This is a genomic window from Microcoleus sp. B5-D4 (assembly GCF_036705145.1).
Classification (GTDB): Bacteria; Cyanobacteriota; Cyanobacteriia; order Cyanobacteriales; family Microcoleaceae; genus Microcoleus.
The window spans coordinates 66085-80468 of sequence record NZ_JAUBTV010000017.1; the positions used below are offsets into that span (position 1 = coordinate 66085).

Genomic DNA, 14384 nt, shown 5'->3' on the forward strand with positions numbered 1-14384 from the left:
TACGAGCATACTTCGCTGAGGCCAGCAGAAACGGTCAAAAACCCGGTTTCTAATGTACCCTACTGACTAAATTGCTGAGCGTAGTAGCCAGCATATCGATCGCCCTTTTCGAGCAACTCCTCGTGCGTCCCCGATTCCACAATTCTGCCTTTTTCCAAAACTAAAATGCGATCGGCTCTCCGCACAGTAGCCAAGCGGTGAGCGATAATAAACACCGTGCGATCGCGCATCAATCTTTCCAGCGCTTCCTGCACTAAACCTTCGGATTCCGAATCCAGCGCCGATGTCGCTTCATCCAAAATCAATATTCTCGGATTAAGCAAAACTGCACGGGCGATCGCAATTCTTTGTTTTTGTCCCCCAGATAAATTTACACCTCTTTCTCCCACCCAAGTTTGATAGCCGTCAGGAAACTCACTAATAAATTGATGAGCGTTAGCAATTTCCGCAGCTTTTTGAACATCTTTCAGTTCATAATAAGATTGACCGAAAGCGATATTTTGAGCGATCGTACCCGAAAAAAGAATAGTTTCCTGCGGTACAATTCCAATTTGCCGCCGCAGAGTATTTAAGGTGACATCTTGAATATCAATACCGTCAATTAAAATCTGTCCCGCTTGCGGATCGTAAAATCTGGGTAACAAATTTACTAAAGTAGTTTTACCGGCACCGGATGCACCCACGAGAGCAATCATTTCTCCCGGAAGCACCAACAAACTCATGTTTTGCAGAATGGGTGTCTCTGAGTTATAGGCAAAATTAATGTTGCGATATTCGACTTTGCCTGTAACATGGGGAAGTTCGATCGCCCCAGGCTTTTCGACTACTGTTGGTTGAATTGCTAATAATTCAAAAATGCGATCGCTAGAAGCTTCTCCCTGCTTAAAATCCCCGTAATTAGCAGTGGTAATGGCGATCGGGTCAATTAAAAGTGCCACCCCTGCGATATAACTGATAAATTGAGTACCTGTGAGATTTCCTTGAGAAATTTGCCAACCTCCCAGGAAAAAGAGCAAAATTACGCTCATCGCTTCCAGAAAGCCAACTACAACGAATTGAAGTGCTTTTATTCGTTCTGACAAATACTTAGCGCGCCGGTTTTGTTCTGCTTCTTCTGCAAAGCGGGCAATTTCGTAGTCTTCAGCCACAAATGCTTTGATTAAGCGAATGCCGCTGAATACTTCAGTCAGCAACGCGGATAAATCAGAGATGCGATTTTGACTTTGGCGCGAGTAACTTAGCAGTTTCTCACCAAACCAACCAATTAAAATAGCCATCAGCGGTGCAATAATTAATGCACCCAAGGTTAATTGCCAGTTGAGATAAATCATATATCCCAGGACGGCAATTAGCTGCAAAACACAAGGGATAAACTGATGAAAAAATTTATTTACTACTTCGCCAATGCGGTCAATATCTTCGGTGAGGCGGTAGGATAAGTCTCCGGTTTTGGCGGTTTCAAAGTAGCCGATATTGAGATTTTGAAGATGGGAGTAGACTTTTTTGCGGATTTCCAAAGCAATAGTCAAAGCTGCTTTTGCCATCAGCGTATCTTGACCGTACTGGGCTGTACCGCGAATTAGAAATATAATGGCGCTGAGTGCAGCAATTTGAGCGAACCCTTGTAAATCTCCTTTACCTATAAATTTGGCTGTTTCGCCAACTAGCCACGCTATAATCGGCCAAAATATGGTAAATACTACGGTACAAGCTAATGCTTTACCGATGGTTTGTTTTTGGGGACGGAGGTAGGGTAAGATTTGCCAGTATGTCGATCGAGTTTTCAAGATATTTTGCCCTCGCAAATTCTGTTTTTGGGGATCTCTGCAAGAATATTCAAACTTCGATCCCCCCTAACCCCCCTTAATAAGGGGGGGACAAGATTATTTATTATTCAAAGTCCCCCTTCTTAAGGGGGATTTAGGGGGATCTCTGGGTCACTCATTGCGTAAGTCATAGAGATATCTGAGCCAGAATATGATAACAGCGATCGGACAAATCTCAACAATCATTCTTGAGCGTCTGCATGAGTAGCTACTACCTTAGCCCCCGCGACAACTGCACCCCGAAAGGTGGCTGACTGTCCGGGTGCAAGAGTAACTGGTTGAGCGAAGATAAATCCGTTGTCAATTAAATTGCCTGACTCGTCCAAAACTTCATAATTGACTTTGACATTTTTGATTGTTTTGCAGCCTTGATTAAGCACTTGACCGCTAAAAAAGTTGCCGTCATAATTTGCCGCCGCAATTGACACTTTTGCAGCGATGTTGGAACCGGGAATGCAAGTTTTGGCAGTTCCCGATGCTGGCTGTTTATCGCACAATTTGCCCAAGTCTACTGTTTTGCCGTCGGGGGTTTTCATGTAGCAAAACGGCTCATCAACTGGTAAATTTTGAGCCAGTGTATTTGTAGCGTCTGCAAGCCAAGGACGAGCAGATATCGGCGATATTAGCAAACTCGATAAAGCTACGGTTAAATGTAAAATTTTCATATTTATTCAGGATTTTTTCAAGTTAATTTTACTAAATAGTTTACCTAAAATTTCCGCTTACATATCTATATATAAATAGGTTTCAGTTAATGTTATAAAAATGAGATTGCGTAGCTTGGGCACGAGTGAACTAACCCTCCGTTTCACTGCACCCAACTTTTTCGCGGCAAGGATGTGTTGGGTTTCGTTCCTCAACCCAACCTACAAATCTAAAAAGCTCACTGTCAACTGTCAACTATTTAAATTATGCTATCATAAGACATCACAATTTAGAAAATAAAGTCATGGTCGTTACTCAAAATAACCCAGGACAAAAAACGTTAGAACTGATCGTAACTTGGGAGAAGTTGCCCGACGACTTCCAATTAGAAGAAAAACCAGTGGAGAATACAGGTCAACCGCTAATTGCTGGAGCACTGCGAGAAATCTTAGAACTGAGAGGATCGATCGGGCCACGAATGCTGATAGCCAGCAACTTTGGCATTTGCGCTACAGTCAACGGCGAGTTAGTCATCAAAGCACCAGATTGGGTTTATGTACCGTCGGTACTGCCTGCCGAATCGAGAAGAGACCGCAAAAGTTATACCCCAAACTTGGAAGGAGAAATTCCCACCATTGTCATGGAATTCTTGTCAGAAACAGACGGCGGCGAATATTCTGTCAAACGTACTTTTCCTCCTGGAAAGTGGTTTTTTTACGAACAAATTCTGCAAGTACCAACTTACGTCATTTTTGACCCAGAAACAGGCTTGCTGGAAGTATATCGCTTGGAAAATGGCAAATACGAATTAGAATTTCCCGACGCGGAAGGTCGTCACTGGATGGCAGATATTGGTTTGTATTTAGGAACGTGGCGGGGGGAGAAAGAACAGCGTTCAGGCTATTGGTTGCGCTGGTGGGATGAAGCAGGAAATCTGCTTTTATGGGGTGTAGAACAGTTAGCAGGAGAACGTGAACGGGCCGAACGCGAACGTGAACGGGCCGATCACGAACGTGAACGGGCCGAACGACTGGCTGAATATTTGCGCGATCGGGGAATTAACCCGGACGAGATTATTTGATAAGTTGTACGCCATAAGCTGTTGGGCATCTAAATTGTATTTTTGGGCGGGCTAGAAGCCCAACCCCTACTCCCCACAAGAATTAGATGCACGGGCTAGGAGCAACGGCAAACAAGCATTAAATACGCACCTTACGAGATTATCTAATACTCGGCTTTCTATTCCCAAGATTCCGCGCTCCCGGAATTTTCCGGCTGGGACGGCGATTGTTCAAACTACTCGCAGTTCGAGCATTCAAAGCATTAGCAGAAGGTATCAAACCCAAGTCTTGCAAAATTTCAAAAGCCGCCCTTTGTCCAGTTTCGCAACCGCCTTCCATGTAACCTTGATTTTCCAGCGAAGTGTGTTCCCCGGCAAAATATAAATTGCCAACTCGTTCGCCTTCAACGCCGTACATTTGCGTCCACTGTCCGACTAAATAGCAGGAATAAGAACCTTTAGAAAAGCGTTCTCCCGGCCAATATGCTCGCACAGCTTTGCCCGATCGCAAATTTCTCACTCCGGGAAAAACTCTTTCAAATTGGTTTAAAAATCTTTGTGCTTGGTCTTCTGGAGTTCCCGCACCGATCGCCAAACCCTGCTTTCCTCCTGTAAAATTAGTAACTAAACCGTTAGGAGTAGGGGCGAAAGGCGTAGCTTCCCAGGTACTCTGGAATCCTAAATCGCTATAAACAGAAGCAGTCGAGCGATAAAGTTCCCGCCAAATTCGGCTGCGGTAGCCAGTAATTAACTTAGAATTAGTACCGTAACCCAATTGCTCGATCGCCCTACGCTTCGGTTGGGGCAAAGGTACGTTAATTTTAACGTCTCGCAGAGTGCTAAATGGCAAAGTTAACAAAACTCGCTCGTAAGTGCGATCGAAGGCGCTTTGTCCCGATCGCAAATTTACGCGATAGCGGCCATCCGGCAAAAGAGTAATCGCTTCCAAAACCGTCCCCGCCTCGATCGAACCAGATAATTGACCGGCTAAACTGTTGATAATTTGACTGTTGCCGCCGTCAATTTGATAACGCTCATCGCTGTTGCCGTACAATTCAAAACTGCCAGATTCAGCACCGATTAAAAAAAGCAGATTTAACGCCGACTGTTCTTCAGGATCTCGACCGTATTCTCCCGTATAAGCAATGCGGAGTAACTGCCGGACAATAGTGCTAGTATCAGCTTTGTCTACATATTCAGCGATCGAAAGATTGTCCAATCTTTCCGCTGCTTCCGTAAAATCAAGATAGCTAATTTCATCGCCAACCGCCTGTAAATCTGCACTAATTTTACTAGCTAGGGGCGCAAAATCGGCGATTAATTGCTCAAGAGAAAAGCGCCGTCCTTCAAAGAAAAAAGTATCCTTCACCAGTCCACTCTGCACTTGGGCTAAGTCGATCGCCCGCAAACCCAATTCCGTCGCCAGCGAGATTAAATTAGTATGACCGGTGTCAATAAATTCTCCCCCCAAATCCGCCGGAATTAGCGTTCCAGCCACCTTGGGAATAGTGCGTATCCGCCCCCCCACGCGGTTAGTTGCCTCGATTATATCGGCGCGCACACCCGCTTGACGCAAGCGATAAGCCGCCGTCAAACCCGCAATCCCTGCACCCACAACCAAAATGGGCGATCGTCCGCCCTGTTGAGCAAAAGCTCCCCCTCCATCCCTGGTAAAAGTCGCAGCAGCGGCAGCCCCCGCAGCAGCTAAACCCCCGTGCAGCAACTGGCGACGAGATATGGCAGAATTAGGAATGCGATTCCCTACGGGATAGCTTCGCTTCACGGTCAGCATCCCCAGCAGTTCATCAGCCGGAATGCCCGTTTCCCTTGATTTCTGGGCAATACTCGCAGCGCGGCGCAGCATAGCCATCAGTGCAGACTTAGCCATAATTAAGACATCCTCACAAAACAAAACTTTGATGTAAACTGGATTCTCGATCGTGCACTTTCCAGACTAAAGTCCAGAGAGATTTTTTTAATAATGCTAACCCTCAGAACACTGTTCGACAGCAAATTTTATCTCGAAAACAACCCAGATGTCGCCGTAGCAGTTGCCAGAGGCACGGTATCGAGTCCCTTCGATCACTACCGAAAAATTGGCAAATTTGAAAATCGCGACCCAAATGCCCTGTTCGACGCCAGCTATTATTTAGACACCAATACAGATGTAGCGGTATCAGCCAAACTCAACGGCTTTTCAGGGGCCGATCACTTTATCAGATTCGGTCAATTTGAACTACGCAACCCCAACCCATTCTTCGATGTTAATTTTTATCTAACAAGCAACCCAGACGTGCTGACTGCAGTCCAAACAAATCAATTTACCCCATTTGAACACTACTTCAAAGCCGGTCAATTAGAAAACCGCAAAGCCAGCATTTTCTTCGATCCCGGCTTTTATCTAGAAAAATATCCGCTGGTAGCAGCAGCAGTCAATAGCGGCGCAGTTAAAAGTGCGATCGACCATTACATTCAATTCGGTCAACAAGAAGGACTGTTGAGCACTCTCCCCGATCCCGCCGACAATTTGAACGCAGCAAAAAGCCTGGGCATTCTGACTGAAATTCAAACTGCGAGCGATTTTGTGGGATCTGCTGAACCCGCCGACATTTACAGTTTCATCCTCAATACTCCCAGCCTTTTCAGTGTAACTGTTGACGGCTTGAGTGCAGATGTTGATGTAGAATTAATTCAGGATCTCAACGGCAACGGCGCAGTTGGATTAGACGATATTATTGCTTCGTCTAACAATTTAGGCACGGCATCAGAAACAATTGTCAGCAATGGGGCTTTACCTGCGGGGACTTATTTTGTCCGCGTTTCTCAATTTCAAGGCGATACAAATTATGACTTGAGATTGCTAGCTGCTCCCTCAGTAATACCGCCCGAAATTTAAATCAAAACAACGTATATAGCAAGCTTAAATCACTCACCAAAACCCAGATTTTCCCTCAATTCTCCTCTCTTGCTTCGCGGTATTTGCGCCTTCGCGGTTCGTAAAAAACATCTGGTTCACAAATGATTTAGACTTGCTATAAAACAGGTTGCAAAAAGGACGATCGACAATTTGCCAAGGTTTCACTTATTAGTTGCTGGCTCGCTGGGAGAAGGCAAAGATTGAACAGGTGCCGGAGGCCAATTAGAGCGACTTCTGCTTAGAGTAGTAGACACCAAAGCATAGCCCAAAACAGCAGGAAGGACGATCGCACTCAGAAACACGATCGCCACAGCCCAATTCATCGCAGTCGAGATTGGGCCGTAATGAGTGCGGTAAGGGTCAAACAGTGGTAAATTAGGCATCGGCGCGTCCCGCAGCGCGATCGGACGTTTGAACCGCACCCGCCTGTCGTCTAGCTTTTCGAGCAAAATCCAGCCAACTTCCGCCTCTTCCCGGCATAGCTTCTGAAAAATCGCAGGATTGCGGAACAAATCGTTGCTAGCCCGCACAATCTTGTACTCCCAAACCGTCAAATCAACAGAATTGGGAGCGGGTTTGGGATTGCCATTGGCTCGCGCATTTTCAGGCGTATTAAAATTATCCTCTTGAGATTCGTACCGAGTCAAAACTTCCTCCTCCTCATCGCATTTTTGCCCCGCATCCAATTGCTCGTAGCTCACCAAAAGACCCACAACCGCAGCCTCCAAGCCGAGACTGCCAAGCATCAAACTCCAAATCAGAATTTCAACCATAAAAGGAGTTAAAAGTTAAAAATCAAAAACTCAAAAGACTCGCTTTTAACTTTCAATCTTTAATTTTTAAATAGCCCTCTACCACACAATCTGCACCCACCGCGCGCCAAGAAACCCGCTCTAAAGTCAAAGCCTGAGTCATTGCCGAAAAGCCCAAATCTCCCACAGGAGTTGGAGCTCCTTGGCCACCGACAATTTTAGGAGCAATAAAAGCCATAATTTTTTGAACTGCACCCTCAGCAATTGCCTGAGCGGCCAAAGTGCCGCCGCACTCCCAGAGTACAGAAAGAAAAGATCGATCGTACAAATAAGCCATAACATTAGTCGGTGTCAGAGGCGAGAGTTCCACAACTTCCACCCCTTTGGCGATCAAAAATTCCTGAAATTCCGGGTTAACCCCAGGCTCAGTCAGCACCAAAGTAGCCGCCACAGAGGTTTCCCACAACCAAGCCGACTTCGGCAAATCCAGAGTGCGACTCATCACCACCCGCAGGGGATTATTCCTATCAGGCTTGTGACTCGTCAGTAGGGGATTGTCCAGACGCACCGTATTTCCCCCAACAATCACAGCATCGCATCCGACGCGCACCCGGTGAACCTCGCTGCGAGCCTCCTCGCCTGTCACCCAAGCGCTGTGGCCGCTACTGGTAGCAATTTTACCGTCCAAAGTCATTGCATATTTCAAAATTCCAAAAGGCCGGCGGTGCAAAATCCGGTGCACAAAAGCCTCGTTGAGTTTTTGGCAAGCCTCCCCTTCCACTCCCGCCACCACTTCAATGCCAGCCTCTCGCAACCGGGCCAGCCCAGTTCCAGCTACCAAAGGATTCGGATCGACCATGCCAGCCACTACTTTTGCCACCTTGGCCTTAACTAAAGCTTCAGAACAGGGGGGAGTCCTGCCGTAGTGGTTGCAGGGTTCCAGGTTCACGTAGACGGTCGCTCCTTCGGCAAGTTCCCCCGCTTCCCGGAGCGCAAAAACTTCGGCGTGAGGTTGACCGGCACCGGGATGAAACCCTTCGCCGACAATCTTGCCGTCTCGGACAATTACAGAACCGACAAGGGGGTTGGGTGCGGTTTTGCCCAAAGCACGGCGAGCCAATTCTATGCAGCGGCGCATCATGGCTCGATCGAACTCTTGAACTTCGCTGTTTTCCAGTTGTTTTGTACCTTGCTGCTGTCGGTTAGCTAAGCTGGCGATCGCTTTAGCGTGCGCCGGAAAAGTTTCCATGAGATTTTGCTATGATATCTATCCCTGAGTGTACTGACTTTGATGCTAATTTTGGCTACGAACCGACGATCGATTGCTGCTGGGGCAAACTGTACGTTACCACTGAGATATTGCACCATTCTCAATTAGCCTTTATGAACAGGCTTTTCGGCCTGTTCCACAAAAGATAAATTTTCTTGTGGAACAGGCCGAAAAGCCTGTTGCTAACAATGGTGCAAGATGTGAGTTACCAGGAGTGAAGGGCTATTTAGGCCGATCGACCCGCACGCTCGATCGAATAGCTTTAACATGAGGAAAGAATAGCAGGCGCTTGAAAAAACAATGAGTCAGGACATGAAGCGGGAATTTGCCAACCGCGACGAATTAATTGCCTACGTGCGTGAACAGTTCCCCGAAGCCGCCGCCCGCGACAGCAGCGTACCCCCAACCCCAGGGGGGCGGAAAGCAGCCGAGACAGCCCTGCAACAAGTCGATCCCGGCCAGTACGCCTCAACCCGCAATTTCCTCAACGGTGCGGTAACGCGCTTGTCGCCCTATTTGCGCTACGGGGTTTTGAGTCTTGCCGAAGTCCGGGATGCCGTACTGGAGAAGGTGCGTCATCCAGAAGAAGCCGTAAAACTCGTCAACGAGTTGGGTTGGCGGGATTATTGGCAGCGACTGTATGCCGAATTGGGCAACGGGATTTGGCAAGACCGGGAACCCTACAAAACTGGTTACACTGCCTCATATTACAGCGAAACTCTGCCGCAGGATGTCGTCGAGGGCTCGACTGGTTTGGTTTGCATCGACAGTTTCAGCCGCGAGTTACGAGAAACTGGTTATTTGCACAATCACCAGCGGATGTGGACTGCCGCTTATCTGGTACACTGGCGCCGTGTGCGGTGGCAAGCCGGAGCTCGCTGGTTTTTGCAACATTTGCTAGATGGAGATCCGGCGAGCAATAATCTTTCTTGGCAGTGGGTAGCAAGCACTTTTAGTCACAAACCTTATTTTTTTAATCGGGAAAATTTGGAGCGTTACACTAAAGCGGTTTATTGTCGCGATTGTCCTCTGTATGGGCAATGCGATTTTGAGGGAACTTACGAATATTTGGAAGGGCAGTTGTTTCCTCATGGAGAAAAGGTCGATCGTAGTGGCGGTTCTAAAAGTTGGGATCGCCCTAAAAAAGGTCGCAGAAATTAAAATGTCATTAGTCATTAGTCATTAGTCATTAGTCAGTAGTCATTAGTCATTAGTCATTAGTTATCAACAGTTAACAGTTAACAGTCAACAGTTAACAGTCAACAGTCAACAGTCAACAGTCAACAGTTAACAATTACTAATTTATGAACAATCCGATTATTTGGCTGCACGGTGACTGTTTGAGTCCTGAATGCCCGGCTTTTCAAGCGCACCCAGAGGCACCGGCAATCTGGGTTTGGGATGATGCGCTGATTGATGAATGGCAGTTGAGTCTCAAACGAATGGTTTTTATTTACGAATGTTTGCTGGAGTTGTCGGTAGTTATTCGGCGGGGCGATGTGGCTGCAGAAGTTATCGCTTTTGCGATCGAATCCGGCGCGAATCAAGTGGTAACTACCGAAAGTCCCAGTCCTCGGTTTCAGGATATTTGCGGGAAAATTAAGCGATCGCACCCAGTAGAAGTTTTGCCACCGGAAGCCTTTGTCCGCTACGATGGTTACATTGATTTGAAGCGTTTTTCTCGCTATTGGCGCGTCGCTGAAAAATATGTTTTCTAATTGGGAATTGGGAATTGGTAATTGGAAATAGGTGTTCTTTTCTCTTCTTCCTTTTTCCTGAAATCCGTTACATCCGTTACATCCGTCGAGCGAATCCGTTGCCGAACTTCCTTCTTCCTTCAACTTCCCTTCAAACGCTCCAACAGCCATTGAAATCTCGATGCCGCCAAATCTGGATTTTCGACATTTTGCGGGATGCCGTCCTCGCCGTCGGGATCTTCATATATTAAACCATCACTATCATCGCCGAAGCGTTTGACTGTACCCCGCAGTCTCGACGACAGAAATTTGGTAATCGCCCGATAAAACCGCAGGGAAAAAAGCACGTCTTGCTCGAGTTTTTCAGTTAACAGCCGCCTCGGAATTGACAGGATGAGGCACTCTTCAATTGCCGTGACGCTAGCAGAAGGAAGCCTCCCGTCTACAAAAGACATTTCGCCTAACACTTCCCCGGAAATAATTTTTCCAATTTCTTTGTCGCCTAAAGATGATACAGCAACGCTCAAAGTTCCCTCCAGAACTATATAGAGGGCGTCTAAGGGCTTACCTTCGGTGATCAGGGTTGTGCCGGGGAGGACTTGGGTGCGGGTGCCGTTGGCGAGCATCCAATCGATGTCGCGATCGCTCAATTCGCCTAATATGACTAGAACTTTGCTCATAAAGTCAGGTTGAGATGAGAGAATTTGTATTTTTTTACTTGTTTAGTTGCGTGCTGTTGTGAGATGGTCAGACCCTGAGCGAAAGCGAAGGCTAAACTTTACAAATAGAACAGTAAATTTTACACAATTTTCATAATATTCAGTAATTTTGACACGATCGAGCCACAAATCTTTCTCGGATCGGTGGTATTATTCTACATTACTTGTCAGGGACTGTGTAGCAGCCGATCGCGTTGTATTAACTGCACTTGCTGTGGACGGCGGGGCTGCCAAAACAGTTTTGAAAGCTTGTTGTCTCTTGGTTTCGAGCTGGTGCGCGCTCAAAAACAGGATTTTTTCGGCGTGGCTGCGAGTGCAGCGCCCCCAAGTACAGTATTCTAGAATGCAAGCGAGACGCGCGCCCGACCCCTCAATTAAACAGGATTAAGGATGAAATCATCCCTAGGATTGATTTTTTGCCGATCGATCGGTAAATTTAAATTAGCCTCTAAACCTGCCGTCAGTTCTTAAATCTAATCAGCTTGAGAGTTGACTCTTCAACGGTTGAGTGCCAATGTAGGAACAACACAACTCATATTTGTGTCTTTTTTTCCCAAAGCTCTCGACGTTCTCCCTCAAACACTTACACTTTTAACACACCCTTCATTGAGGAGTTGCTATGAATAGTCTATTTTCCAAGTCTACTTTTGCGTTAATAAATCTTGCAGCTTTAGCTGTTTGTTTCAGTACCATGTCAGCGAAAGCTGAAACTGGCAACTTGCCCGATGTCGCTACAACTGCAACAATCGCAGCTCAAAATATTGACCAAATTTCTGAGCCAGCGGCAACTTCAGCAGTTAAACCCGACGCAGAAACAACGGCTAGTAATAAAAAAATTGATTCAATCAGTTGGAGCGAACTAACAGAAGCGGCAGAGCCAGTCGCCTCTGAACCGGCCGCCAACTTGCAAGTATCTATGGCTGCACCCGAAAAATCGGCAGCAGCAACATCTGAAATTGCTGAGACAGAAACAGCGCAAAATACATCCATTGCTGCTGAGACTGAAAATTCGGAAGAAACCGCTAAAATTGCTGATAATGGTGTGAAAGTGCAGTCAACAGTCGAGACTGTCAAAAAGAGCGATCGACCTACCTCAATTGTTGCCGAGAGCAATAATTCTGAACCGACTGCAACCAAAGAAGAAAAAGAAGTCAAAACCGCACAAGAATTGTTGAGCAATCCTGTCAGCACTTCCGCCTCAGCTTTGACAAACCAACCGAAAGTTGCTGAAAAACCGGCAACTGTCTCGGAACCAACTGAAAAAGTAGCTCAAGGAACTCAAATCCGACCAGGCCGAGCTACCCGTTCTGGGCCCAGCTACATCGGCATTGGCGGCAATCTAGGTTTTGGCGGAGATTCAGCTTTAGGCGACGGTTCTTTTGCGATTATTAGCAAAATCGGTTTGACGAACAATTTGTCGGTGAGACCGACTGTTTTGTTCCGCGACAACTTAGCTTTTCTAGTTCCCGTTACCTTCGATTTTGTATCTCAAAATACCGTCGAAGTCACCGAGGATTTTGTGATTACTGCTGCTCCTTATGCAGGTGCTGGCGTGATAATTTCTACCGGGGATGACGGTACTTTGGGCTTCCTGATTTCGGGGGGTGTAGATGTGCCGCTGACGAGAAATTTTACAGCAACAGCGGGACTGAATGTTGGTTTTGTAGACGGAGCTGAAGTGGGATTGTTGGTCGGTGTCGGCTATACGTTCCCGAATATTGCCCGGTAGTGTTGCTGTTTGAGCAAACGCACGACAAATAAATATGTGGGGGGTTGGCTGTAGGAATACAGTCAACCCTTTTTGATGATGGAAAATCTGCCTATCTATGCGATGATGTAGGGTGCGCCATAAGCACAGACCGGTAATGTAGGGTTGGAAATCTTCGTAGAAACCTGGTTTCTTTACTCGTCCTGGACGCACAAGCCCGATCAATGAATGATAATAGGTCGTTTCAGCCATCAATCTAAGTCCAGAAAGCCGGAATATTCGTGACAGTGTGCAAGTCTGATAGTTGTATAATAGACAGACTAGCCAAGTGTAAAAAGTAGAATCCTATGCCGCAGGGAATCTTCAACAAAATCCTCAATCAGCTTGACACTCTGGAACTGCTAGAACTACAGCAACTAGAGCGCGCTATAGGGATATATCTGGCCCAGAAAGAACAAACTGCTCAACGGACAAAATTGCACCAAGCGCTGTTAACTTCTGGTTTAGTCAAAAAAATCAAGCATTCTTCTGGGAGTCAGCAAACAGAACGGCGACTAATTCAGGTACAGGGCAAGCCTGTGTCTGAGACAATTATTGAGGAACGCCGCTAGATGACAATTTATTTTGTAGATAGCAGTGCGCTGGTCAAACGCTACATTAATGAAATAGGTTCGGCATGGGTTTTGAGTTTGTGCGATCCTGCACTTAACAACGATATATTGATTGCTGCTATTACAAGTGTTGAAATTGTTGCTGCAATTACCAGAAGGTCGCGCGGCAGAAGTATCAATGCGACAGATGCTACAGCAGCGTGCAATCAGTTCAGGAGTGACCTACAATCTGAGTATCAGGTTGTAGAATTCACGGAAAGCATTATTAACTCTGCAATGGCATTAGCTGAAACCTACGGATTGCGAGGCTATGATGCTGTGCAGCTAGCAACAGGCTGTGGCATAAATAACCTTTGCACAGCTAACAGTTTGCCTGCGATGACTTTTGTATCTGCTGACGGGGAGCTGAATGCAGCAGCAACAAGTGAGGGTTTGATAGTTGAAAATCCCAACAATTACCCGTAAGGTCGCAAACCCGTACAGTAAAAACAGCACAAATCTCGTTTGTAGCCGAGTATCGGGATGCTCCCGGATCGATCGTACTTTCTCACCAACCACCCGAAAAAACCGTGACCAAAACAGAAATCTTAGCTGCACTCAAAAATCTGACAGCAGAAGAACGCCTAGAAATCATCGAAACAGCTTCGCGGATGATGCGCGAAGAAATAGAAGAAAAAGCCCAGCGCAAAGCTGAGAGAAAGCGGAGACTCAGAGCCGCAGCAGAAGCAGCAGTCCAAGATTATATGCCGGGAGGTGCTTTACATGATTTGTGGTCTGCTGACAGCGAACCCTATTTTGAATCCGAGGAAGAATACCTGAACGCAGGGATAAAAACTAATGCGTAGAGGCGAAATCTGGCTGGTTGCGCTTGAACCTACTGTGGGCGCCGAAATCGGCAAAACCCGTCCGGTAGTAATTGTCAGCGATGAAACGGTGGGAATTTTGCTGCTTGAAGTTATTGTTCCCATCACTGACTGGAAAGAGCGATACACCGAGAGAAATTGGATGGTTCGACTAGAACCGAGTGGCGAAAATGGCTTGGCGAAACTCTCCGCCGCCGATACTTTTCAAGTCCGTTCCGTCTCGCAACAAAGATTTGTCCGACAACTCGGAACCCTGTCCGAGACAATTATGGAAGAAATTGCAGAAGCACTGACAATTGTTCTGGATCTAGATTGA

General features: G+C 46.6%; 17 protein-coding genes. 11 read left to right on the plus strand and 6 right to left on the minus strand.

Annotated features, from left to right (window positions below):
- Positions 1 to 59: 59 nt before the first annotated feature.
- Together QUB10_RS11015 and QUB10_RS11020 are read right to left on the minus strand one after the other, a co-directional pair.
- Positions 60 to 1787: an ABC transporter ATP-binding protein gene (locus tag QUB10_RS11015; RefSeq protein WP_333202003.1), complete on the minus strand. Its 1728-nt coding sequence runs from the start codon at positions 1785 to 1787 to the stop codon at positions 60 to 62.
- Positions 1788 to 2008: 221 nt separating this feature from the next.
- Positions 2009 to 2491: an FxLYD domain-containing protein gene (locus QUB10_RS11020; RefSeq protein WP_333202005.1), complete on the minus strand. Its 483-nt coding sequence runs from the start codon at positions 2489 to 2491 to the stop codon at positions 2009 to 2011.
- Positions 2492 to 2775: 284 nt separating this feature from the next.
- Here QUB10_RS11020 and QUB10_RS11025 point away from each other — a divergent pair, with 284 nt between their 5' ends.
- Entirely contained in the window at positions 2776 to 3552 is a 777-nt protein-coding gene (locus QUB10_RS11025; protein WP_333202007.1) for a Uma2 family endonuclease, read from the plus strand.
- 139 nt (positions 3553 to 3691) lie between these two features.
- Here the strand turns inward: QUB10_RS11025 and QUB10_RS11030 are convergent, their stop codons facing one another.
- A complete protein-coding gene (locus QUB10_RS11030; RefSeq protein WP_333202009.1) occupies positions 3692 to 5419 on the minus strand; it encodes an NAD(P)/FAD-dependent oxidoreductase in 1728 nt (575 codons plus the stop codon).
- 93 nt (positions 5420 to 5512) lie between these two features.
- On the opposite strand from QUB10_RS11030, the gene QUB10_RS11035 reads away from it, so the two are divergent.
- Complete coding sequence (locus QUB10_RS11035; RefSeq protein ID WP_333202011.1) at positions 5513 to 6427, plus strand: PPC domain-containing protein; 915 nt, start codon at positions 5513 to 5515, stop codon at positions 6425 to 6427.
- A 182-nt stretch (positions 6428 to 6609) separates the two neighbouring features.
- On the opposite strand, the gene QUB10_RS11040 is transcribed toward QUB10_RS11035, so the two are convergent.
- Both QUB10_RS11040 and ribD read right to left on the minus strand, forming a co-directional pair.
- Positions 6610 to 7221, minus strand: coding sequence for a hypothetical protein (locus QUB10_RS11040; protein WP_333202013.1), 612 nt, complete (start codon positions 7219 to 7221; stop codon positions 6610 to 6612).
- Between the two features lie 52 nt (positions 7222 to 7273).
- Positions 7274 to 8449: a bifunctional diaminohydroxyphosphoribosylaminopyrimidine deaminase/5-amino-6-(5-phosphoribosylamino)uracil reductase RibD gene (gene ribD / locus QUB10_RS11045; protein WP_333202015.1), complete on the minus strand. Its 1176-nt coding sequence runs from the start codon at positions 8447 to 8449 to the stop codon at positions 7274 to 7276.
- An 11-nt stretch (positions 8450 to 8460) separates the two neighbouring features.
- Here ribD and QUB10_RS11050 point away from each other — a divergent pair, with 11 nt between their 5' ends.
- The 3 genes from QUB10_RS11050 to QUB10_RS11060 all read left to right on the plus strand — a co-directional run bounded on the left by QUB10_RS11050 (position 8461) and on the right by QUB10_RS11060 (position 10188).
- Positions 8461 to 8619 (plus strand): hypothetical protein, encoded by a 159-nt coding sequence (locus tag QUB10_RS11050; RefSeq protein WP_333202017.1) that lies wholly within the window; start codon positions 8461 to 8463, stop codon positions 8617 to 8619.
- A 151-nt stretch (positions 8620 to 8770) separates the two neighbouring features.
- Complete coding sequence (locus tag QUB10_RS11055) at positions 8771 to 9631, plus strand: FAD-binding domain-containing protein (RefSeq protein WP_333202018.1); 861 nt, start codon at positions 8771 to 8773, stop codon at positions 9629 to 9631.
- A gap of 143 nt (positions 9632 to 9774) precedes the next feature.
- The gene (locus QUB10_RS11060) at positions 9775 to 10188 is read left to right on the plus strand and encodes a hypothetical protein (protein WP_333202020.1); all 414 of its coding nucleotides are present in this window, start codon (positions 9775 to 9777) and stop codon (positions 10186 to 10188) included.
- Between the two features lie 119 nt (positions 10189 to 10307).
- Here the strand turns inward: QUB10_RS11060 and QUB10_RS11065 are convergent, their stop codons facing one another.
- Positions 10308 to 10847 (minus strand): cyclic nucleotide-binding domain-containing protein, encoded by a 540-nt coding sequence (locus QUB10_RS11065; protein WP_333141825.1) that lies wholly within the window; start codon positions 10845 to 10847, stop codon positions 10308 to 10310.
- Positions 10848 to 10995: 148 nt separating this feature from the next.
- Between QUB10_RS11065 and QUB10_RS11070 the strand changes: the two genes are divergently transcribed.
- From QUB10_RS11070 to QUB10_RS11095, 6 genes are all read left to right on the plus strand, one after another.
- A complete protein-coding gene (locus QUB10_RS11070) occupies positions 10996 to 11274 on the plus strand; it encodes a hypothetical protein (RefSeq protein WP_333202022.1) in 279 nt (92 codons plus the stop codon).
- Positions 11275 to 11505: 231 nt separating this feature from the next.
- Positions 11506 to 12615, plus strand: coding sequence for a hypothetical protein (locus QUB10_RS11075; RefSeq protein WP_333202024.1), 1110 nt, complete (start codon positions 11506 to 11508; stop codon positions 12613 to 12615).
- A gap of 326 nt (positions 12616 to 12941) precedes the next feature.
- Positions 12942 to 13205: a hypothetical protein gene (locus QUB10_RS11080; protein ID WP_333025420.1), complete on the plus strand. Its 264-nt coding sequence runs from the start codon at positions 12942 to 12944 to the stop codon at positions 13203 to 13205.
- A complete protein-coding gene (locus tag QUB10_RS11085) occupies positions 13206 to 13670 on the plus strand; it encodes a type II toxin-antitoxin system VapC family toxin (RefSeq protein WP_333202026.1) in 465 nt (154 codons plus the stop codon).
- A 104-nt stretch (positions 13671 to 13774) separates the two neighbouring features.
- Complete coding sequence (locus QUB10_RS11090) at positions 13775 to 14050, plus strand: hypothetical protein (RefSeq protein ID WP_333202028.1); 276 nt, start codon at positions 13775 to 13777, stop codon at positions 14048 to 14050.
- Complete coding sequence (locus tag QUB10_RS11095; protein WP_190657517.1) at positions 14043 to 14384, plus strand: type II toxin-antitoxin system PemK/MazF family toxin; 342 nt, start codon at positions 14043 to 14045, stop codon at positions 14382 to 14384. The genes QUB10_RS11090 and QUB10_RS11095 overlap by 8 nt, the downstream gene beginning before the upstream one ends.